The organism is Streptomyces sp. NPDC111744 (assembly GCF_055634995.1).
The window spans coordinates 78,228-98,627 of the sequence record NZ_JBVKCG010000014.1 but is presented as its reverse complement, the minus strand read 5'-3'; the positions used below and the strand labels follow the sequence as shown (position 1 = coordinate 98,627).

Below are 20,400 nucleotides of genomic sequence, written 5' to 3'. Positions count from 1 at the left end.
ACCGCCCTTTCGGTCCGTCAGAAGAGGGCGCTGTAGGCGTTCAGCGCGGGCTGCCCGCCGAGGTGGGCGTAGAGAACGGTCGAGCCGGCGCCGATCTCACCCCGTCCGACGAGGTCGATGAGCCCCGCCATCGACTTCCCCTCGTACACCGGGTCGGTGACCATGCCCTCGGTACGGGCGGCGAGCCGCATCGCCTCCAGGGTGGCCTCGTCGGGGATGCCGTAGACACCCGCGTGGTACCGCTCGTCCAGCTCAATGTCGTCGATGGTCAACTCTCCCTTGACACCGATCAGTTGCCCGGTCCGCTGGGCTATGCGGGCGACCTGCTCGCGGGTCTCGGCGGGCTTGGCCGAGGCGTCGATGCCGACGACCCGGCGCTCGCGCCCACCGGCCTCCGCCAGCGCCGCGAACCCGGCTGCCATCCCGGCCTGGGTCGACCCGGTCACCGAGCAGACGATCACCGTGTCGAAGAAGACGCCCAGCTCCCGCTCCTGCTCGGCGACTTCGTACGCCCAGTTGGCGAAGCCGAGCCCGCCGAGCGGATGGTCGGAGGCGCCGGCCGGGATGGCGTACGGCCTGCCGCCGGACTCCTCGACCTCGCGCAGCGCCCCCTCCCAGCTCTCCTTGAACCCGATCCCGAACCCGGCCCGCACCAGGCGTACATCGGCCCCGGCCAGCCTGCTGATCAGGATGTTGCCGACCTTGTCGTACACGGAGTCCGGCCACTCCACCCAGCTCTCCTGCACCAGCACACACTTGAGCCCGGCGCGGGCGGCGACGGCGGCGACCTGACGGGTGTGGTTGGACTGCACCCCGCCGATGGAGACGAGGGTGTCGCAGCCCTGGGCGAGGGCATCGGCCACCAGATACTCCAGCTTGCGCGTCTTGTTCCCGCCGTACGCGATACCGGAGTTGCAGTCCTCTCGCTTGGCCCACAGCGCGGCCCCGCCGAGGTGGGCGGTGAGGCGCTCCAGCGGATGCACGGGCGAGGGGCCGAAGAGGAGGGGGTAGCGCTCGTAGGAGGAAATGGAGGGAGAGAGGGACATGGAGGCTCCTGGTGTCAGTCGGGGTCGGCCAGGTCGGCGAGGGTGTGCCAGATGTCGGCGGTGACCCGGACCGCCGTCCGCGCGTCACCGGTCGCGCACGCCTCGATGAGCCGCTCGTGCAGGCCCGCCGAGCGGCAGGAACCGCCCTCGCCGAAGCGGCGGCGCTCCAGGCGGCGGATGAGCGGGGTGTAGCGGGCGACGGTGGCGGCGGCCGCGCGGTTGCCGGCCACCCGGATCAGTACGTCGTGCAGCTCGTCGTCGGCGCGCAGGGCCTCGTCCACGTCACCGGCGCCCACGGCGGCGGCGAACCGGTCGTTGGCCGCGCGCATCACGTCGAGGTCGGCGTCCCGCAGCCGGGGTACGGCGGCCCCGGTGGCCAGCTCGTGCATGGCGCCGACCACGGCCGCCGCGTCCCGTACATCGGCGGCCACGACCGGCGTGACCCGCGTGTAGCTCTGCGGCTTGCTCTCCAGGAGCCCCTCGTCGACGAGCCGGGCGAACGCCTCCCGCACCGGCGCCCGGGACAGCCCGAGCCGCTCCGCGAACTCGGCGTCACGCACCACCGCGCCGGGTTCGATCTCCCCGGTGACGATGGCGTCGCGGATGGCTTCGTAGGCGCGGTCGCGGAGCAGGGTGCGGGGGACGGGTCGCAGGGCCTCCATGCACTGAAATGTTAGATGTCAGTTCCTCACACAGGCAAGGGATGTCAGCTCCTCACACAGGCAAGGGTGGACGACCATCGGTATCAATAATCCGTAAGCACCGCCCCACGGTGGCCAAAACCCCCGCCCAAGAACCCGCCCAAGAACCCACCTCTCCGGCCGTCTGCCTCCCGACCGGGAACAGGCCTTGCCGGCCGCCTACCCCCCGTGCTGCGACCGTGCCTTGAACGCGGCCTTCCGGGCCTCCTTCGCCACATTCTTGTCCGGGTGCAAGCGCCCCATCGCCTCCAGGACGTCGGCCGTGTCCGGGTGGTCCACCCGCCACGCCTCGGCGAAGAACCCTGCGTGCTGCTGGGCCAACCCCTCGACGAGGGACTGCAGTTCCTCCGAGTTCCCTTCGGCGGCCAGCTGCGCGGCGAGGGTGTCGATGGTCAGCCAGAAGATCATGTCCGGCGAGGGCGCCGGTACGTCGGCGGCGCCGCGCTCGACCAGCCAGACCCTGGCCAGGCCGCCCAGTTCGGGGTCGTCGAGCACCTCGCGGAGCGCAGGCTCGGCCTCCGTGCCGACCAGGGACAGCGCCTGCTGGCAGCGCAGCCGGCGCAGCGGCGCCCCCGCGTCCTCGCCGCGCGCGGCGGCCAGCAACTCCCGTGCCGCCGCGAGTGATTCACGACGGGCCAGCCACTGCTCGGTCTCGGCCTGCGCGGCCCCCTGTGAAAACGCGGCCATACCGTCGAGCAACGCGTCCGCGCCCTTGTCGGCGAGCTCCCCGACCGCCGGCGCCTCGAACCCGGCCTCCAGCAGCCGCGCCCGCAGCCCGTACGCGCCGAGCGGGGTGAGCCGCACCATGCCGTACCGGGAGACATCACTCTCGTCGACCGGCCCCGCCGCCGGCTCCTCCTCCGCGTCGGCCATGAGCGCCTCGTCGACCGGCTGGTACTCGACGAGCCCGACCGGCTCCAGCATCCGGAACTGGTCGTCGAGCCGCATCATCGCGTCGGAGACCTGTTCGAGGACGTCGTTGGTCGGCTCCCCCATGTCGCTGGGCACGATCATCGACGCGGCGAGCGCGGGCAGCGGCACCGGCGCCTCGCCGGGACCGCCTTCGCCAAGCGTCAGCAGGTACAGGTTGCCGAGGACGCCGTCGAGGAACTCCGCCTCGGCCTCGGGGTCCCAGCCGAGTGACGAGAAATCGACCTCGCCGCCCTCGCCGAGCGCGTCGACAATTCCATCCAGGTCGGGCACGCTCGCGTCGCCGATCACCGTCTCCAGCGCGGCCAGCCACACCGCGAGGACGTCGTGCGGCGAGCCCCCGGTGAGCAGTGCCAGCTCCTCCCCCGCCGCCACGGTCCCGGCCTCCTCGTCGACGATCTCGACGAGCCCGGCGTCCAGGGCGACCCGCCAGGCCTCGGCGGCGTACGCGGCGGCATCGTCCCCGGTGAGCCCCAGCAGCTCGGCGGCGGCCGGGAGCTGTTCCTCGACCAGTCCGCCACCTGCGTCGACGCGGGTGTCGGGCCCGGCCCAGCGGGCGAGCCGGGCGGCCCGGGACAGCAGCGGCGTGGCCAGCGCGGCGCTCGCCAGCTCCGCTTCGGAACGCAACCGCACCGGCGGCAGGGGGGAGCTGTCTGACATCGGGTGGTTCTCCTCGGACGCCTCTACGGTCGTACGACGACATGGACTCCGTACGACGGCCGTACGACCATCGGGACGCCGTACGCCTCAGCCGCTCAGCCTAGACGGATTTCCACCCATGCCGCCCGGTTCATCTCCTCGCCGGGCGGCGTACATGGCTGAAACCTTGACAACTCCCCTGCGGAGGCACGAGATTGACGCGCGTAGAAATCAGGGGGGACAAGTGTTCGCTCTTTGTCTACGCGTGTCATGCCCATTCCATGACTCACCCTCGTCCCGGCACCGTTTATGTCCCCGGAGGGATTTCCTTGCCGAGCAGGTCTTCCGCGCGTCTCGCCGCGCTCACCGTCGCCGCCGTCTGCAGCGCGGCGTCCACCGTCGCCCTCACCTCGCCGGCCCAGGCCGACGGGCTGCGCATCCATGACGTCCAGGGCGCCACACGCATATCGCCGTACGCCGGCCAGAAGGTGACGGACGTCCCCGGCATCGTCACGGCCACGCGTACCTACGGCTCCTCCCGGGGCTTCTGGCTCCAGGACCCGACGCCGGACGACGACCCGGCCACCAGTGAGGGCGTCTTCGTCTTCACCAGCTCCACCCCGAAGGTCGCGGTCGGCGACTCCGTCACGGTCACCGGCACGGTCTCCGAGTACGTCCCCGGCGGCGCCTCCACCGGCAACCAGTCGCTGACCGAGATCACCAAGCCGACGGTCACCACGGTCTCCACGGGCAACGCGGTGCCGGCGCCGGTCGTGATCGACCGGAAGTCGGTCCCCGGCAAGTACGCCCCGGCGGGTGACACGGCCGCGAGCGGCTCGATCAACGGCCTGACGCTTCAGCCGAAGAAGTACGCCCTGGACTACTACGAGTCCCTTGAGGGCATGAACGTCCAGGTCCGCGACACCCGTGTGGTCACCGCCACCGACCCGTACCACGAGCTGTGGGTCACGGTGAAGCCGCACGAGAACCGCACCGTCCGCGGTGGCTCGCTGTACCGCTCCTACAACGACCAGAACACCGGCCGCCTCCAGATCCAGTCCCTGGGCTCGACCGCCGACTTCCCGGTGGCGAACGTCGGCGACACGCTGACCGGCGCCACGACCGGTCCGATGGACTACAACCAGTTCGGCGGCTACACCCTCGTCGCGAGCGAGCTGGGCGCCCTGAGGAGCGGCGGCCTGCAGCGCGAGACGACGAAGAAGCAGTCACGGAGCGAGCTGGCCGTCGCCACCTACAACGTCCAGAACCTCGACCCCTCGGACGGCACGTTCGCCGCGCACGCCTCCGCGATCGTGAACAACCTCCAGTCGCCCGACATCGTGTCCCTGGAGGAGATCCAGGACAACAACGGCGCGACGGACGACGGCACGGTCGCCGCCGACGTGACGGTGAACAAGCTGATCGACGCGATCGTCGCGGCCGGCGGCCCGAAGTACGACTGGCGTTCCATCGACCCGGTCAACGACAAGGACGGCGGCGAGCCCGGCGGCAACATCCGCCAGGTCTTCCTGTTCAACCCTGAGCGAGTGTCCTTCGTCGACCGCGCGGGCGGCGACTCCACCACCCCGGTGGGCGTCACCAAGGTGCACGGCCAGGCCCAGCTGACGGCCTCCCCGGGCCGCGTCGCCCCGTCGGACTCCGCCTGGACCAACAGCCGCAAGCCGCTGGCCGGCGAGTTCGTCTTCCGCGGCAGGACCGTCTTCGTGATCGCCAACCACCTGAACTCCAAGGGCGGCGACCAGGGGCTGACCGCGCAGTACCAGCCGGTGGTGCGCAGCTCGGAGACCCAGCGCCACGCGCAGGCGACGCTGGTCAACGCGTTCGTCAAGAGCATCCTCGACGTCCAGAAGAACGCCGACGTCATCGCGCTCGGCGACATGAACGACTTCGACTTCTCCGGCACCACCAAGATCCTGGAGAGCGGCGGCGCCCTGTGGTCGGCGATCCAGTCGCTGCCGACCAAGGAGCGCTACACCTACGACTACCAGGGCAACGAGCAGGTCCTGGACCAGATCCTGATCAGCAAGGAGATCCGGCGCGAGGGCGCCTTCGAGTACGACAGCGTGCACATCAACTCGGAGTTCCACGACCAGATCAGCGACCACGACCCGCAGGTGCTGCGCTTCCGCCCGTAAGCCCGTCGGAACGGTGGCTCAGGACTGGCTGAACACCCCGTTCAGCCAGTCCTGCCAGGCGCTCTCGTTCGCCTCGGCGTCGGCGTCCGGTGCGAAGTCGTGGATGCTGATGCCGACCGGGGCGCCCCAGTGGTTGCGTCCGAAGAACCGGACGAGGGCGTCGTCGGTGCGCAGCCCGATGAAGTACGGGTTGCGGTAGTCGACCACCGCGTCCAGGGTCCGTCCGCCGGGCCCGCGGACGCTGGCCTTCGCACCCTCGGCCAGGTCGTCCGGCAGGCCGAGGGCGCGGCCCACGGCGTCGAAGGCGTCCGGCGCCTGGGCCGCCTCCGGGCCGTTGAGCTGCGCGAAGGTGACCGGGCGGGGCGCGAAGTGGACCAGGTACTCGCGCAGGGTGTGCAGATAGAAGTCGGTGTGCCTGCTCGCACCGTCGTACTGGTTGTCCCAGTCGTCGGTGAAGATCCCGCTGTGCACATAGCGCACCCAGGCTCGGCGGCCGCCGTCCCGCGGCTCGATGACATGCTCCAGCTGGTTGACGCTCTGGACCGGGAAGCCGACGTCCTCGCTGCGGATGACCAGGTGGTGCGGCGGTTCGTACGCGGTGACGGTGGAGCCGAAGGCCGCCGCGCCGCCCACCCGGGGCTCGGGCGGCTCCATCGGCCACAGATAGGCACCGGAGCCGTTGGTGATCGCCTCCCACACCTCCTGGGGCGTGGCGTCGACCTCGAACTCGCGGGCGATCTCGAATTCATTGGACATGTCGGGGCTCCTGCTGCCTACTGATCCAGTTCGGGAGTGCCACGATCCGGGACCCCGGGCAGGTCCTCGGCCGCGGGGCGGGTCTCGGCCGCGGCGCGGGTCTCGGCCGCGGCGCGGGTCTCGGCCGCGGCGCGGGTCTCGGCCGCGGCGCGGGTCTCGGCCGCGGGGCGAGCGTCCGCCGTCGGGTGCGGGTCGACCATCGGGCGGGCGTCGACCGTCGGGTGCGTGTCAGCCGTCGGGCGGGCGTCCGCCTTGACCGTGGGATGAAGGGCGACGACGATCCGGTGGTCCCGGCCGCCCTCCGTGTCGGGCGCGTCGTACTTGCGGATGAGCGCGCTCACGCCCGCCGTCAGCTCCTGCACGAAGGCCGCGCGGTCGGCGGCGGAGGCGAAGCGCACCTCGCCGTCCAGCGCGTAGGTCGCCAGCTGCTTGCGGGCCTTGGCGGCACCGCTGATCAGCGTGCCGACGTCACGCACCAGGCGGGCGCCGAGCGCGAGCAGCCAGCGCGCGGAGAGCTGGTCGCGGAAGCGGTCCGGGTCCGGCTGTACGGCGGGCAGGGCGGCCGGCGAGATGACGTACGACGCGGCGGTCGCGCGCATCAGCCGCTCGTTGACGTTGCCCTTGCGCCGCTCTCCGGCCAGTTCGACCAGGCCGTGCCGCTCCAGCGCCCTGAGGTGGTAGTTCACCTTCTGCCGGGGCAGCCCGACCTTGCCGGCCAGCATCGCGGCCGACGCGGGCGCGGCGGCCAGTTCGGCGAGCAGCCTGGCCCGTATGGGGTCCAGGGACACCGCCGCTGCCTCGGGGTCCTCGATCACGGTGACGTCCAGCATGACACCACCGTCTCACCGAAAACTTTTCCTGTCCAGAAGGGCCGGCTTTTCGGTGAGACGGTGGAGTGAAGGGCGGACCTGCGTGGGTCTCAGTGGCGCCGGCCCCGGCGCAGAGCACCCACGGCGATGACACCGGCGAGGGCGGCGCCCGCGATCAGCACCGGGCGCGCGTGCCGCAGGGCGGCCCGGACGGCCATACGCGCGGGGTCCGGGATGCGCCCCTCGGCGGCGCGTCCCGCCTCGACGGCCTTCTCGGACGCCAGATGGCCCGCCCGTCCCGCCCGCTCCTGCACGACGTGCCCGCTCCTGAGCGCCCGTTCCTGGAGCGTGTGCCGCGCCTTCGCCATCTGCTCCTGGGCCGTGTGACTACCCTTCACCGCCCGGTCCTGGGCCTGCTGGCCGGCCTTCGTGGCGCCCTCGCGCAGATGGACGGTCAGGGCGCCGGCCTTGTCCTTGAGATCGGCGGCGCGGGCCTGGGTACGGCCCTTGAGGTCGGCCTTCGCCGCCAACGTGCCCGCGGTGCCGGTCAGTCGGGCCCCCGTTCCGTGTGCGGTCCTCTTCGTCATCGGTACTGCCTCTCCTGGTCTCGTCGGCGTCCGCTTCTGCCTGCTGACCCTCCGAGTACCCAGGCCGCCGGCGGTCAGACGGGGCCGCCCGTCCGTCAGCCCCGGTTCCCGTGCTCGCCGAACCTCACGAGCTGGCTCTGGAACCAGTCGAGGCGCGCCTGCAACAGGGCTGCCTCCGCGACCAGTTCGGGCAACCAGAAACGCTCGCCCGGCACCGGCTCGGCGACGACCGCCCCCGTGCCCCCGGCGACGACCCGCAGCCCCTCTCCGGCGAGCCGGGCGAACCCGGCGAGCGACACCGACGTACGCGCGCGTAGGCAGCCCCCGCAGGCGGCCGCCAGAGCACGCCAACCGGGCCTGCCCCAGCCCGCGTCGGCGAGCGCGACGGCTGGTAGACCGCAGGGGCACACGAGCCGACGGTGGCCGAGCGCACCCGCTGCCGGGCATAGCGGAAGCCGCGTTCGAAACGGAGGTGGTTGAGGTTCACGGGCGCTCGAAGGGTCGGTGGCCGTTGTCACCCCTCCGGCACCGGCTGTGCGCCGGGGGCGGCGGATCCCGCCCTGTCCTGCCGCGACGTTGATGCTTGCGTTCTCATCCGCGTTGCAAGTGAACCCGCAGGCCACGCAGACGAGGTCGGCTTGGCTCCTGCGCGACTTCTTCTCGATCCATCCGCAGGCGGAACACCGCGGACTCGTATAGGGCGCGGGAACGTCCTCGACCCGACCGGGGGCCTTGTCCTCGGTGCGCCGGCGCAGCAGGCCCCGTAGAAGAATTAAGTAGAGCCAAGCCGTCAGGCTGCCGAGACTACCCCCATGACGAACCCACACGACACCGCCCGCACGCCCCGCCCGGCCCGCTCGTCCCGCCCCTTCGGCCGCACCCTCTGCGCGATGGTCACGCCGTTCACCGAGACGGGGGCACTCGACCTCGACGGGGGCCGGAAGCTGGCTGCGCACCTGGTGGCGGAGGGGTGTGACGGTCTGGTGCTGAACGGCACCACCGGCGAGTCGCCGACCACCACGGACCGGGAGAAGGCCGAGCTGATCACGGCCGTCCGGGAGGCGGTGGGCGAGCGGGTACCGCTCGTCGCGGGCGTGGGCACCGCCGACACCCGGCACACCGTGGAGCTTGCGCGCGCGGCCGAGAAGGCGGGCGCGGACGGCGTCCTGGTGGTGACGCCGTACTACAGCAGGCCGCCGCAGGACGCGCTGGAGGCGCACTTCCTGGAGGTCGCGGAGGCGAGCGGGCTGCCGGTGATGCTGTACGACATCCCGGGCCGCACCGGCACCCGTATCGAGCCGGAGACGCTGATCCGGCTCGCCGCGCACCCCCGGATCGTGGCCGTGAAGGACTGTTCGTACGACTTCCTCGGCACCCAGAAGGTACTTGCGCGCGCGGGGCTGGCGTACTACGCGGGCTGCGACGAGCACATCCTCGCCCTGTACGCGGTGGGTGCGGCGGGCTGTGTCAGCACGGTCGCGAACGTCGTGCCGGGCAGGGTCGCCGCGATCCTCGACGCGTTCGACGCCGGCGACACCACCCGCGCCATCGAACTGCAGCTGCGGGCCACGCGGTTGATCGAGGCGATGACGGCCGCGGGCCTGCCGGGCACGGTCACGTCGAAGGCGCTGCTGACCGCGCTCGGCCGACCGGCGGGACCGGTACGGGCACCGCTGCGGCCCGCCGGCCGGGAGGCGGCCGACGGGCTGCGGGCGGTGTATGAGGAGCTGGTGTCGGCGGACGGGTGAGCAGCGCCCGGCGAAGCCCGGTTCCCAACGCCCCGCGGCACCGTCCTTGCCGTTCCGCATCCGGAATCACCTTCTCTCCCCTCGTGTCCGGGCCCTGTGACCGTGGTGACGCGTGCGGGCGGCCCTCTATGCCTGTGCGGCGCGAGAAACATCACCGGTGCCCGGAGCCCCCGCTGCCGTACGTTGTCCCCGTGAGCCGCCCCCTGTTGTTCCTGGATGTCGACGGCCCCCTCAACCCCTACGCGGCGCAGCCCGAGCGGCGACCCAAGGGCTATACGACGATCCGGGCGACCGTCCGCCCCGGGCGGCCCCTGCGGGTCTGGCTGAACCCGGAACACGGCCCGGCACTGCTCGCCCTCGGTTACGAGCTGTGCTGGGCGACCACATGGATGGCCGAGGCCAACCGCTGGATCGCCCCGGTCGTGGGCCTGCCCGAGCTGCCCTACGTCGACTTCGGCCGGGGCCTGCTGGCAGAGCGGCCGGACGGGGTGCACTGGAAGACAGAGGCGATCGTCGCGTACGCCGGGGGGCGGCCGTTCGCCTGGGTGGACGACGAACAGGGTCCGGCGGACACGCTGTACGTCCGGGCCCACCATCCCGGCCCGGTCCTGCTGCACCACGTCAGTCCGCGGATCGGGCTGCGCGAGGGTGACTTCGCCGCGCTGGCGGAGTTCAGGGCGTCCTTGCCGCAGGACGGCTGAGCGCCCTGCCGCCGATGCGGCGGAAGGGCGCTCAGCCTGAATCTTCTTGAAGCAGGGCCGGTCAGTTGTGGCTGTGCAGGATCTCGTTCAGTCCGCCCCAGACCGCGTTGTTCGGGCGGGCCTCGACGGCTCCGGTGACCGAGTTGCGGCGGAAGAGGATGTTGGAGGCGCCGTTCAGCTCGCGGGCCTTGACGATCTGGCCGTCGGGCATGGTGACCCGGGTGCCCGCAGTGACGTACAGGCCGGCCTCGACCACGCACTCGTCGCCGAGCGCGATCCCGACGCCCGCCTCGGCGCCGATCAGGCAGCGCTCGCCGATGGCGATGATCACGTTGCCGCCGCCGGACAGGGTGCCCATGGTGGAAGCGCCGCCGCCGATGTCCGAGCCGTTGCCGACCACGACACCGGCCGAGATACGGCCCTCGACCATCGAGGTGCCGAGTGTGCCGGCGTTGAAGTTGACGAAGCCCTCGTGCATGACGGTCGTGCCCTCGGAAAGGTGCGCGCCGAGGCGGACCCGGTCGGCGTCGGCGATGCGCACCCCCTTGGGGACGACGTAGTCCGTCATCCGGGGGAACTTGTCGATCGACGTCACCTGGAGGTGCAGGCCCTCGGCGCGGGCGTTCAGCCGGACCTTCTCGATCTCGTCGACGGCGACCGGGCCGAGGGAGGTCCAGGCGACGTTGGCGAGGAGGCCGAAGATGCCGTCCAGGCTCTGGCCGTGCGGCTTCACCAGGCGGTGCGAGAGCAGGTGCAGACGCAGGTAGACGTCGTGCGTGTCGAGCGGCTTGTCGTCGAGGGAGGCGATGACCGTGCGGACCGCGACGACCTCGACATTGCGGCGGACGTCCGGGCCGATCGCTTGGGCCGCACCCTCGCCGAGGAGTTCCACGGCCTGCTCGGCGGACAGCGTCTCGGTGCCGGCCGGGCCGGGCTCGGCGACCAGCTCGGGAGCGGGGAACCAGGTGTCGAGAACGGTGCCGTCGGCGGCGATCGTGGCGAGGCCGGCGGCGGCGGCACCGGTGGGACGAGGAGCAGTCGTGTCGGTCATGAGGGCAACCTAACCGGCCGGGGGCCTGCGAGGCGAACCAGCGTGCGGGGCGTCTCAGGGGGCAGGCCCCGAAGATGCGCCGGTCGGCCCGCACTCCCCCGTGGTGCGGGCCGACCGGGTCCGGGGGCGGTCTCCGCGTCGTCCCCCGCCTGTGCCGTGGCCGGCGGCGGTCCGCTCACGAGGGCTCTCCCTGGTTCGCCGGTGCGTGCGTGTCACCCCTGTCCCCGATGTCCGCCGGAGGGTTCACGGTGATCCGGCCGGGGCGGCGGGGAGGGCAGTGGCGGACGCGTTCCGCTCAGGGAATCACGCGCCCCAGGACGTCTCGCGCGTACCCCTCGTCGTACGGCGTCCCCGTCAGCAGCACCTGGAGGCAGATCCCGTCCATCAGCGCGACCAGAGCCCGCGCCGTGACCGCGTCGGTGCGCCGTGCCAGCCGTTCGGCAAGGTCGTCGGCCCACTCCGCGGCAACCGGGCGCAGGGCCGGGCGGCGCAGGGCGGCGAGGTAGAGCTCGTACTCCAGCTCCACGGCGGTGCGGTCACCGCCCAGCCAGTCGCCGAGGATCCGGGCGAGGGCGGCGGCGAGGTCCGTGGCGGAGTCGTCCAGGCCGCCGTGCACGGCGACCGCCTTGGCGAAGCCCTCGTTGGCCTGGCGCAGCGCGGCGACCATCAGCTCGTCGAGGGTCTTGAAGTGGTACGTCGTCGAACCGAGCGGTACGTCCGCCTCGGCGGCGACCGAGCGATGGGAGAGCCCGGCGAGCCCTTTCTCCCCCACCACGCGGATCGCCGCCTCGATGATCCGCTGCCTGCGTTCGGGGTCGTAACGACGTGGCATCAGTGCGCGCCTCCCAGGTTCAGGACCACCACTCCGCCGACGATGAGCACGATCCCGGCGACCTTGACCAGGCTGAGCCCCTCCCCGAACAGCACCAGGCCGATTATGGCGATGGCCGCGGTGCCGACCCCGGACCAGATCGCGTACGCCGTGCCGATCGACACCGTCTTCAGCGTCGCGGCCAGGAGCAGGAACGACAGCACATATCCGAGTGCCGTCAGCAGCGAGGGCCAGAGCCTGCTCAAACCCTCGCTGTACTTCATCGCCGTCGTGGCGGCGACCTCGGCGGCTATGGCGCCGGCGAGCGTCAGGTATCCCATGTGTACGATTGTACGCAACGCTGTGTACGGTCGTACATAGGCCTCCGCACAGGAGGAGGTCCAGAACAACAACCGCGCGACGGGCAACGGCACTCTCCGCGAGCACCACCCCCTCCACGCCGATCTCCGCGATCCCGGCGGCAGGCGGTCCGGCGTACTCGTACACGCAGACCAACCCGACGAACGTCGCCGACGGCGGGGAGACCGGCGGCAGCATCCGCCAGCTGTTCCTCTACAACTCCTCGCGCGTGGGCTTCACTTCGCGTGGCTGCGCCACCGCGGGTAGCGCAGCTGACGTACAACCCGGGCCAGATCGCGCCCGCCAACTGGGCGTGCGCGGCCCGATGGACACAGATCGGCGTTTGAACTCCCGTGCGTCGCATGGAGTTGTTTAATTCTCATAGAAACCGCTAGCTGAAACGCCTCCCCGTGGCCGCGTGACTCCACTAGTGTGTGCACCTCTGCGATCCACCTTTGCTTCACACTTCACCCACCTCACCCTCACACCCCCGGCCGCCGCTGCCTTGGCGCCGCTGGAGGAAAAGCGCATGCCAGAAACCACCCCCCAACCCCCGCCGCATCCCCCCTGGGAGAACGGCTGGGCCCCCGACGCCTCCCGGGCTCCCGGAACCCGAAGACTCTGGCTGGCCGGCACGCTGGCGATCGCCACGGTCGTCGCCTGCGTCACCGCGATAGCCGTCAGCCGCAGCACCCCTGACCGGGCGTCAGCGGCGCATCCCTCGCCGACCGACGCGGCCCTCGACCACGGCCCGGGCCTGCTCTCCTTCGCCTCACCGACATCGAAGGGACCGGCCACCCCCGGCAAGGACAAGTCGGGCATGCTGACGACTTCGCCGACCTCGTCCCCCTCCGCCACGGCGTCGGCCACAGCACCCGCCGCCACCCCGAAGACGTCGCCCTCCGGCGCGAAGCCCTCCAAGTCGTCGCCGTCCAAAGGCGGCTCGGGCGGCTCGGACGGCGGCTCCACACATCAGTCCACCACCCGGTCGATCCGCTCGGTCAACTACCCGGACCGCTACTGGCATGTGAGCGGCGGTTACGTGAAGCTCGACCCGGTGCGCGGCTCGGAGTCCCGCGAGGACTCCACGTTCACCGTCGTCAAGGGCCTCGCGAACAGCTCCTGCTACTCGTTCCGGACGTCCGACGGGAAGTACCTGCGCCACCGCAACTTCCTGCTGCGCACCGACCAGAGCGACGGCTCGCCCCTCTTCCACCAGGACGCCACCTTCTGCGCCCGCGCCTCGGCCTACTCCGGCGCGGTCATGCTGGAGTCGGTGAACTACCCCGGCCGCTTTCTGCGCCACCAGAGCTTCCAACTGAAACTGGACACCTACCAGAACAGCGACCTCTACCGCGCGGACTCGGCATTCCGCCTGGTGGATCCCCTGGCCTGAGCACGCGAAAGCGGCGGCACCTGCCCGGTGCCGCCGCTTTCAAGGTACGCGAACGTCAGACGTTGAACCCGAGCGCCCGGAGCTGCTCGCGGCCGTCGTCGGTGATCTTGTCGGGGCCCCACGGGGGCATCCAGACCCAGTTGATGCGCAGTTCGTTGACGAGACCGTCCGTGGCGGACTTGGCCTGGTCCTCGATGACGTCCGTCAGCGGGCAGGCCGCCGAGGTCAGGGTCATGTCGATCGTCGCGATGTTCGCGTCGTCGATGTGAATGCCGTAGATCAGGCCGAGGTTGACGACGTCGATGCCCAGCTCGGGGTCGACGACGTCGTACAGCGCCTCGCGGAGTTCTTCCTCCGAGGCCGGCTTCATCTCAACGGTCTCGCTCATGCCGTCTTCCTTTCGGCGTCGGCCGCGCCACCCAGCGCCTGAGCCGTCGCGTCCTTCCATGCCATCCAGCTCAGGAGGGCGCACTTGACCCGGGCCGGGTACTTGGAGACACCGGCGAACGCGACCGCGTCCTCCAGCACCTCCTCCATCGCGTCATCGGGTTCGAGCCTGCCCTTGGACTGCATCAGCTCCAGGAAGGTCTCCTGGATCTTCTGCGCGTCGGCCAGCTCCTTGCCGACCAGGAGGTCGTTCAGTACGGAGGCGCTCGCCTGGCTGATCGAGCAGCCCTGGCCCTCGTACGAGACGTCCTCGATCGTCGTGCCGTCGTACTTCACTCGGAGGGTGATCTCGTCGCCGCACGTCGGGTTCACATGGTGCACCTCGGCGTCGCCATCCCTGAGACCACGCCCGTGCGGGTGCTTGTAGTGGTCCAGGATGACTTCCTGGTACATCGAGTCCAGCTTCACGGTCTCAGTTCACGCCCTTCAGCCGAAGAAGTTCCGTACGTGCTCCAGCCCCTCGACCAGTGCGTCGATCTCGGCCGGCGTGGAGTACAGATAGAACGACGCTCGCGTGGTCGCAGGAATTCCGTACCGCAGGCAGACCGGACGGGCGCAGTGGTGGCCGACCCGGACCGCGATGCCCTGCTCGTCGAGCACCTGGCCCACGTCGTGCGGGTGGATGTCCCCGAGGGTGAAGGAGATCGCCGCGCCCCGGTCCTCGGCCGTGGTGGGGCCGATGATCTTCAGGTCGGGGACCTCGGTGAGCCGCCGTACCGCGTACTCGGTCAGCGCGTGCTCATGGGCGAGGATCTTGTCCATGCCGATGGAGTTCAGGTAGTCGATCGCCGCGCCGAGGCCGACCGCCTGGGCGATCGGGGGGGTGCCCGCCTCGAACTTGTGGGGCGCCGGGGCGTAGGTCGAGGAGTGCATCGACACGGTCTCGATCATCTCGCCGCCGCCCAGGAAGGGGGGCAGGTCCTCCAAGAGCTCCTGGCGGCCCCAGAGGACGCCGATGCCCGTCGGGCCGCACATCTTGTGGCCGGTGAAGGCCACGAAGTCGGCCTGGAGGGCCTGGACGTCGAGGGGCATGTGAGGTGCGGCCTGGGAGGCGTCGATGCAGACCAGCGCGCCGACCTCCTGGGCGCGACGGACTATCGCCTCGACCGGGTTGACCGTGCCCAGGATGTTCGACACCAGCACAAAGGAGACGATCTTCGTCTTCTCGGTGATGATCTCGTTGATGTTGGACAGGTCGAGGCGGCCGTCGTCGGTGAGGCCGAACCACTTCAGCTTCGCGCCCGTGCGCTGCGCCAGCAGCTGCCACGGCACGATGTTGGAGTGGTGCTCCATCTCCGTGATGACGATCTCGGTCTCGTGGTCCACCCGGTAGGGCTCGTCGGCCCAGCCGAGCATGTTCGCCACGAGGTTCAGCGACTCGGAGGCGTTCTTGGTGAAGATCACCTCGTCGCGGCTGGGCGCGTTGATGAACTCGGCGACCTTGTCGCGCGCACCCTCGTACAGCGCCGTGGCCTCCTCGGCGAGCACATGCACACCGCGGTGGACGTTTGCGTTGTAGCGCTCGTAGTACTCGCTCAGGGCGTCCAGTACCTGGCGCGGCTTCTGCGAGGTCGCCGCGTTGTCCAGGTACACGAGCTTCCGGTCGTCATGGACCAGCCGGTCCAGGATGGGGAAGTCCTTGCGGATCGCCTCGGTGTCGAGGAGGCCCGGCAGCTGTGTCACGCGGATGCGCCACCCTTCGTGTCGGCTCCGTCGAGCTTCGCATATGCCTCGTAGCCCTCGTCCTCCAGCTTGTCGGCGAGCTCGGCGCCGCCGGACTCGACGATGCGGCCGCCGGAGAAGACGTGGACGTAGTCGGGCTTGATGTAGCGCAGGATGCGCGTGTAGTGCGTGATCAGCATGGTGCCGACCTCGCCGGTCTCGCGGACGCGGTTGACGCCCTCGGAGACGATGCGAAGGGCGTCCACGTCCAGGCCGGAGTCGGTCTCGTCAAGGATCGCGATCTTCGGCTTGAGCAGTTCGAGCTGGAGGATCTCGTGGCGCTTCTTCTCACCGCCGGAGAAGCCCTCGTTGACGTTGCGCTCGGCGAAGGACTGGTCCATGTGGAGACGCTCCATGGCCTCCTTGACCTCCTTCACCCAGGTGCGCAGCTTGGGGGCCTCGCCACGGATGGCGGTGGCGGAGGTCCGCAGGAAGTTCGACACGGACACACCCGGGACCTCGACCGGGTACTGCATCGCCAGGAACAGGCCCGCGCGGGCGCGCTCGTCGACGGACATCTCCAGGACGTCCTCGCCGTCGAGCAGCACGGTGCCCTGGGTGATCGTGTACTTCGGGTGGCCCGCGAGCGAGTAGGCGAGGGTCGATTTGCCGGAGCCGTTGGGGCCCATGATGGCGTGCGTCTCGCCCTGCTTCACGGTGAGGTCGACGCCCTTGAGGATCTCCTTCGTGGCGTTGTCGGCCTCGACGGTGACGTGCAGGTCTCGGATTTCAAGCGTTGCCATGGGTGCCTCAGGACTCCTGGGTGAGGGAGACGAGAACGTCGTCCCCTTCGATCTTTACGGGGTATACGGGGACGGGGCGGGTGGCCGGGAGGCCGGACGGCTTGCCGGTGCGCAGGTCGAAGCTGGAGCCGTGCAGCCAGCACTCGATCTGGCAGTCCTCCACCTCGCCCTCGGAGAGCGAGACGTTGGCGTGGGAGCAGATGTCGTAGATCGCGAACACCTCTCCCTCGGTGCGGACGAGCGAGACCGGCGTGCCGTCGAGCTCCACCCGTTTCGGGGTGTCGTCCTCCAGCTCGCTCAGGCTGCAAGCGCGTACGAAGGTGGTCATGCGACCGAGGCCTCCAGCTCCTCCTCGATCTTGGCGAGCAGCCGCTCCTCGATGTCGGCGACACCGATCTGCTGGACCAGCTCGGCGAAGAAGCCGCGGACCACCAGACGGCGGGCCTCGTACTCCGGGATGCCGCGTGCCATCAGATAGAAGAGCTGCTCGTCGTCGAAGCGGCCGATGGCGGAGGCGTGGCCGGCGCCGACGATCTCGCCTGTCTCGATCTCCAGGTTCGGCACCGAGTCGACCCGCGCGCCGTCCGTGAGGACCAGGTTGCGGTTCATCTCGTAGGTGTCGGTGCCCTCGGCCCTGGCCTCGATGAGGACGTCGCCGATCCAGACCGCGTGCGCGTCCTCGCCCTGGAGCGCGCCCTTGTAGGCGACGTACGACTTGCAGTGCGGGGTGTTGTGGTCGACGAGCAGGCGGTGCTCCTGGTGCTGCCCGGCGTCCGTGAAGTAGAGGCCGTACAGCTCGGCCTCGCCGCCGGTGCCCGCGTAGGAGACGCGCGGGTGCAGCCGTACGACATCGCCGCCGAAGGTGACGACGACCGACTTGAAGGAGGCGTCCCGGCCGACGAGGGCGTTGTGCTGGGCCACGTGCACGGCCTTCTCGTCCCAGTCCTGGACGGAGACGACGGTCAGCTTGGCGCCGTCGCCGAGCAGGTAGTCGACGTTGGCGGCGAGCACCGCGTCACCTGTGTGGTCGATGACGACGACGGCCTCGGCGAAGGCGCCCAGCTCGATCACCTGGTGGGCGAAGGCGGTGCCGCCCTCGCCGTGCACGGCGATCCGGATCGGCTCGGTGAGCGCAGTCTCCTTGGGGACGCTGACCACGCCGGCCTTCTCGAACGCCGAGTACGCCTGGGCGGCGACCCGGTCCACCGGGGTGCCGGCCCTGCCGAGCCGCGGGTCGTCACGGTCCACCGCCTCGACGGTGACGCCCTCGGGGGCCTCGACGACGACCTTCACGCCCTCGCCGGTGGCGACGGCGGTGCCGTCGTGCAGTCCGCGCAGCCGCTCCAGCGGGGTGAACCGCCACTCCTCCTCGCGGCCGTGCGGGACCGCGAAGTCCGCGACGTCGAAGGACGGGGGCGCGCTCATGCGTGTCGCGACGGTCGACTCGGCGGCCACCGCGATGGCGCCGGCGGTGGTGGAGCCCACCGGTGGGGGTCCCCCCGCTCGAGCGGAGCCGAGAGTGGGAGAGTTCTGAGCCTCAGCCATGGCTGTCGTAGTGCTCGCTTTCCGTTCCGTAAGTGGCTTGCTGGGAGGTGCGGTGGGGTTAGCCGACCGCGCCTTCCATCTGCAGCTCGATCAGCCGGTTGAGCTCCAGCGCGTACTCCATCGGCAGCTCCTTCGCGATGGGCTCGACGAAGCCGCGCACGATCATCGCCATCGCCTCGAACTCGGAGAGACCGCGGCTCATCAGGTAGAAGAGCTGGTCCTCGGAGACCTTGGAGACGGTCGCCTCGTGGCCCATGGACACGTCGTCCTCGCGGACGTCGACGTACGGGTACGTGTCCGAGCGGGAGATGGTGTCGACGAGCAGCGCGTCGCACAGCACGTTCGACTTGGATCCGGCCGCGCCCTCGCCGATCTCGACCAGGCCGCGGTAGGAGGTACGACCGCCACCGCGCGCGACCGACTTCGAGACGATGTTGGACGACGTGTTCGGCGCCATGTGGACCATCTTGGAGCCGGCGTCCTGGTGCTGGCCCTCGCCCGCGAAGGCGATGGACAGGGTCTCGCCCCTGGCGTGCTCGCCCATCAGGTAGACGGCCGGGTACTTCATCGTCACCTTGGAGCCGATGTTGCCGTCGATCCACTCCATGGTGGCGCCCTCGTAGGCGACGGCGCGCTTGGTGACCAGGTTGTAGACGTTGTTCGACCAGTTCTGGATGGTCGTGTAGCGGCAGCGGGCGTTCTTCTTGACGATGATCTCGACGACCGCGGAGTGCAGCGAGTCCGACTTGTAGATCGGGGCGGTGCAGCCCTCGACATAGTGCACGTAGGCACCCTCGTCGACGATGATCAGGGTCCGCTCGAACTGGCCCATGTTCTCCGTGTTGATACGGAAGTAGGCCTGGAGCGGGATCTCCACGTGCACGCCCTTCGGCACGTAGATGAAGGAGCCGCCGGACCACACGGCCGTGTTCAGCGACGCGAACTTGTTGTCACCGACCGGGATGACGGTCCCGAAGTACTCCTTGAAGAGGTCCGGGTGCTCCTTCAGCGCGGTGTCGGTGTCCAGGAAGATGACGCCCTGCTCCTCCAGGTCCTCGCGGATCTGGTGGTAGACGACCTCCGACTCGTACTGGGCGGCGACACCGGCGACCAGGCGCTGCTTCTCCGCCTCCGGGATGCCCAGCTTGTCGTAGGTGTTCTTGATGTCCTCGGGCAGGTCCTCCCAGGACTCCGCCTGCTTCTCCGTGGAGCGCACGAAGTACTTGATGTTGTCGAAGTCGATGCCCGACAGGTCCGATCCCCAGTTCGGCATCGGCTTCTTCTCGAAGAGGCGCAGGCCCTTGAGGCGGAGCTTGGTCATCCACTCCGGCTCGTTCTTCTTCGCGGAGATGTCGCGGACGACGTCCTCGTTGATGCCGCGCTTGGCAGAGGCGCCGGCCGTGTCGGAGTCGGCCCAGCCGTATTCGTACTTGCCCAGGCCCTCGAGTTCGGGGTGGGCAGTCTCCGTGGGGAGAGTCATGCGGGGTTCCTCCCGGCCGTGCTAGCAGATGCGTCAGTGGAAATCTTGGGGATGAACGTCGTGCAGACGCCGTCGCCGTGCGCGATGGTCGCCAGCCGCTGGACGTGCGTTCCGAGCAGCTCGGCGAAGATCTCCGTCTCCGCCTCGCACAGCTGGGGGAACTGCTCCGCGACATGGGCGACCGGGCAGTGGTGCTGGCACAGCTGTTCGCCGACCGGTGCGCTGCGCGCCGTTGCAGCGTACCCGTCCCTGCTCAGGGCCTTGGCCAGCGCTTCCGTGCGGTCGTCGGGGCTCACGGACTCGATCGCCTGGCGGTAGGCGCTCGCCTGCGCGGCGATCCGGGCCCGCGCGAAGGCGGCGACCGCCTCCTGGCCGCCTCCCTGCTCGGCGATCCAGCGCAGGGCGTCGGCGGCGAGGGCGTCGTACGACTGGTCGAAGGCGTCGCGGCCGCAGTCGGTGAGGGCGAAGACCTTGGCGGGACGGCCGCGCGTCCGCGCGCCGTACACCCGCTGCTCGCGTGGCTCCACGACGTCGTCGGCGACCAGGGCGTCCAGGTGCCGGCGTACGGCCGCGGGGGTCAGGCCCAGGCGGCCGGCCAGCTCGGTGACGGTCGACGGGCCGTGGTCCAGGATCGACCGCGCGACCCGGTTGCGCGTCGAACGCTCACCGGTCGCGAGTTCCTCCTGAGGGGCCCCCGTGGGGGTCTCCCGAGCCTCGCCGACGTTTTTCACAACGCCATTGTTGCGTAATTCCTCAGAGTCAGGCAAGCGGC

General features: G+C 70.2%; 21 protein-coding genes and 2 pseudogenes. 4 read left to right on the top strand and 19 right to left on the bottom strand.

Annotation, left to right across the window (positions count from 1 at the left end):
* Positions 1-17: 17 nt before the first annotated feature.
* The 3 genes from ACZ7OO_RS28010 to ACZ7OO_RS28000 all read right to left on the bottom strand — a co-directional run bounded on the left by ACZ7OO_RS28010 (position 18) and on the right by ACZ7OO_RS28000 (position 3,337).
* Positions 18-1,046 carry a 1-aminocyclopropane-1-carboxylate deaminase gene (locus ACZ7OO_RS28010; RefSeq protein WP_471508813.1) on the bottom strand — a complete coding sequence of 343 codons (1,029 nt, stop codon included), beginning with the start codon at positions 1,044-1,046 and terminating at the stop codon, positions 18-20.
* Between the two features lie 14 nt (positions 1,047-1,060).
* On the bottom strand, positions 1,061-1,708 hold the full coding sequence (locus ACZ7OO_RS28005; protein ID WP_471508811.1) for a GntR family transcriptional regulator: 648 nt from the start codon (positions 1,706-1,708) through the stop codon (positions 1,061-1,063).
* 198 nt (positions 1,709-1,906) lie between these two features.
* Positions 1,907-3,337, bottom strand: coding sequence for a hypothetical protein (locus ACZ7OO_RS28000; RefSeq protein WP_471508809.1), 1,431 nt, complete (start codon positions 3,335-3,337; stop codon positions 1,907-1,909).
* A gap of 308 nt (positions 3,338-3,645) precedes the next feature.
* Here ACZ7OO_RS28000 and ACZ7OO_RS27995 point away from each other — a divergent pair, with 308 nt between their 5' ends.
* Positions 3,646-5,472, top strand: coding sequence for an endonuclease/exonuclease/phosphatase family protein (locus ACZ7OO_RS27995; RefSeq protein WP_471508807.1), 1,827 nt, complete (start codon positions 3,646-3,648; stop codon positions 5,470-5,472).
* Between the two features lie 18 nt (positions 5,473-5,490).
* On the opposite strand, the gene ACZ7OO_RS27990 is transcribed toward ACZ7OO_RS27995, so the two are convergent.
* The 5 genes and pseudogenes from ACZ7OO_RS27990 to ACZ7OO_RS27970 all read right to left on the bottom strand — a co-directional run.
* Complete coding sequence (locus ACZ7OO_RS27990) at positions 5,491-6,228, bottom strand: SRPBCC family protein (protein ID WP_471508806.1); 738 nt, start codon at positions 6,226-6,228, stop codon at positions 5,491-5,493.
* 17 nt (positions 6,229-6,245) lie between these two features.
* Complete coding sequence (locus ACZ7OO_RS27985) at positions 6,246-7,058, bottom strand: helix-turn-helix domain-containing protein (RefSeq protein WP_471508804.1); 813 nt, start codon at positions 7,056-7,058, stop codon at positions 6,246-6,248.
* 89 nt (positions 7,059-7,147) lie between these two features.
* Positions 7,148-7,624, bottom strand: a complete 477-nt coding sequence (locus ACZ7OO_RS27980) for a DUF3618 domain-containing protein (protein WP_471509044.1) — start codon at positions 7,622-7,624, stop codon at positions 7,148-7,150.
* 95 nt (positions 7,625-7,719) lie between these two features.
* Positions 7,720-8,099 (bottom strand): annotated as a pseudogene (locus ACZ7OO_RS27975) (hypothetical protein); the annotation flags it as partial.
* 109 nt (positions 8,100-8,208) lie between these two features.
* Positions 8,209-8,451: pseudogene (locus tag ACZ7OO_RS27970) on the bottom strand (zinc ribbon domain-containing protein); the annotation flags it as partial.
* On the opposite strand from ACZ7OO_RS27970, the gene dapA reads away from it, so the two are divergent.
* On the top strand, positions 8,437-9,372 hold the full coding sequence (dapA, locus tag ACZ7OO_RS27965; RefSeq protein ID WP_471508802.1) for a 4-hydroxy-tetrahydrodipicolinate synthase: 936 nt from the start codon (positions 8,437-8,439) through the stop codon (positions 9,370-9,372). The pseudogene ACZ7OO_RS27970 and the gene dapA overlap by 15 nt on opposite strands.
* 191 nt (positions 9,373-9,563) lie before the next feature.
* Positions 9,564-10,073, top strand: coding sequence for a hypothetical protein (locus ACZ7OO_RS27960; RefSeq protein ID WP_471508800.1), 510 nt, complete (start codon positions 9,564-9,566; stop codon positions 10,071-10,073).
* A gap of 61 nt (positions 10,074-10,134) precedes the next feature.
* On the opposite strand, the gene dapD is transcribed toward ACZ7OO_RS27960, so the two are convergent.
* The 3 genes from dapD to ACZ7OO_RS27945 all read right to left on the bottom strand — a co-directional run bounded on the left by dapD (position 10,135) and on the right by ACZ7OO_RS27945 (position 12,276).
* A complete protein-coding gene (dapD, locus tag ACZ7OO_RS27955) occupies positions 10,135-11,124 on the bottom strand; it encodes a 2,3,4,5-tetrahydropyridine-2,6-dicarboxylate N-succinyltransferase (protein ID WP_471508798.1) in 990 nt (329 codons plus the stop codon).
* Between the two features lie 295 nt (positions 11,125-11,419).
* Complete coding sequence (locus tag ACZ7OO_RS27950) at positions 11,420-11,956, bottom strand: TetR/AcrR family transcriptional regulator (protein ID WP_471508796.1); 537 nt, start codon at positions 11,954-11,956, stop codon at positions 11,420-11,422.
* Positions 11,956-12,276 carry a DMT family transporter gene (locus ACZ7OO_RS27945; RefSeq protein ID WP_471508794.1) on the bottom strand — a complete coding sequence of 107 codons (321 nt, stop codon included), beginning with the start codon at positions 12,274-12,276 and terminating at the stop codon, positions 11,956-11,958. Before ACZ7OO_RS27945 ends, ACZ7OO_RS27950 begins: the two co-directional genes overlap by 1 nt.
* Before the next feature lie 548 nt (positions 12,277-12,824).
* Here ACZ7OO_RS27945 and ACZ7OO_RS27940 point away from each other — a divergent pair.
* Positions 12,825-13,691 carry an AbfB domain-containing protein gene (locus tag ACZ7OO_RS27940; protein ID WP_471508792.1) on the top strand — a complete coding sequence of 289 codons (867 nt, stop codon included), beginning with the start codon at positions 12,825-12,827 and terminating at the stop codon, positions 13,689-13,691.
* Positions 13,692-13,746: 55 nt separating this feature from the next.
* Here ACZ7OO_RS27940 and ACZ7OO_RS27935 read toward each other — a convergent pair whose 3' ends face one another.
* The 8 genes from ACZ7OO_RS27935 to ACZ7OO_RS27900 are packed head-to-tail and all read right to left on the bottom strand — an operon-like array spanning position 13,747 to position 20,359.
* On the bottom strand, positions 13,747-14,079 hold the full coding sequence (locus ACZ7OO_RS27935) for a metal-sulfur cluster assembly factor (RefSeq protein ID WP_037743875.1): 333 nt from the start codon (positions 14,077-14,079) through the stop codon (positions 13,747-13,749).
* Positions 14,076-14,546: a Fe-S cluster assembly sulfur transfer protein SufU gene (gene sufU, locus ACZ7OO_RS27930; protein ID WP_471508790.1), complete on the bottom strand. Its 471-nt coding sequence runs from the start codon at positions 14,544-14,546 to the stop codon at positions 14,076-14,078. The genes ACZ7OO_RS27935 and sufU overlap by 4 nt, the downstream gene beginning before the upstream one ends.
* Before the next feature lie 18 nt (positions 14,547-14,564).
* Positions 14,565-15,821 carry a cysteine desulfurase gene (locus ACZ7OO_RS27925; RefSeq protein WP_365799009.1) on the bottom strand — a complete coding sequence of 419 codons (1,257 nt, stop codon included), beginning with the start codon at positions 15,819-15,821 and terminating at the stop codon, positions 14,565-14,567.
* Positions 15,818-16,603: a Fe-S cluster assembly ATPase SufC gene (gene sufC / locus ACZ7OO_RS27920; protein ID WP_471508788.1), complete on the bottom strand. Its 786-nt coding sequence runs from the start codon at positions 16,601-16,603 to the stop codon at positions 15,818-15,820. The genes ACZ7OO_RS27925 and sufC overlap by 4 nt, the downstream gene beginning before the upstream one ends.
* A gap of 7 nt (positions 16,604-16,610) precedes the next feature.
* Complete coding sequence (locus ACZ7OO_RS27915; RefSeq protein WP_471508786.1) at positions 16,611-16,931, bottom strand: non-heme iron oxygenase ferredoxin subunit; 321 nt, start codon at positions 16,929-16,931, stop codon at positions 16,611-16,613.
* Positions 16,928-18,148, bottom strand: a complete 1,221-nt coding sequence (gene sufD, locus ACZ7OO_RS27910) for a Fe-S cluster assembly protein SufD (RefSeq protein WP_471508784.1) — start codon at positions 18,146-18,148, stop codon at positions 16,928-16,930. Before sufD ends, ACZ7OO_RS27915 begins: the two co-directional genes overlap by 4 nt.
* 58 nt (positions 18,149-18,206) lie before the next feature.
* Positions 18,207-19,628 (bottom strand): Fe-S cluster assembly protein SufB, encoded by a 1,422-nt coding sequence (sufB, locus tag ACZ7OO_RS27905; protein WP_471508782.1) that lies wholly within the window; start codon positions 19,626-19,628, stop codon positions 18,207-18,209.
* Positions 19,625-20,359: a helix-turn-helix transcriptional regulator gene (locus ACZ7OO_RS27900; RefSeq protein WP_471508780.1), complete on the bottom strand. Its 735-nt coding sequence runs from the start codon at positions 20,357-20,359 to the stop codon at positions 19,625-19,627. Before ACZ7OO_RS27900 ends, sufB begins: the two co-directional genes overlap by 4 nt.
* Between the last annotated feature and the right edge of the window lie 41 nt (positions 20,360-20,400).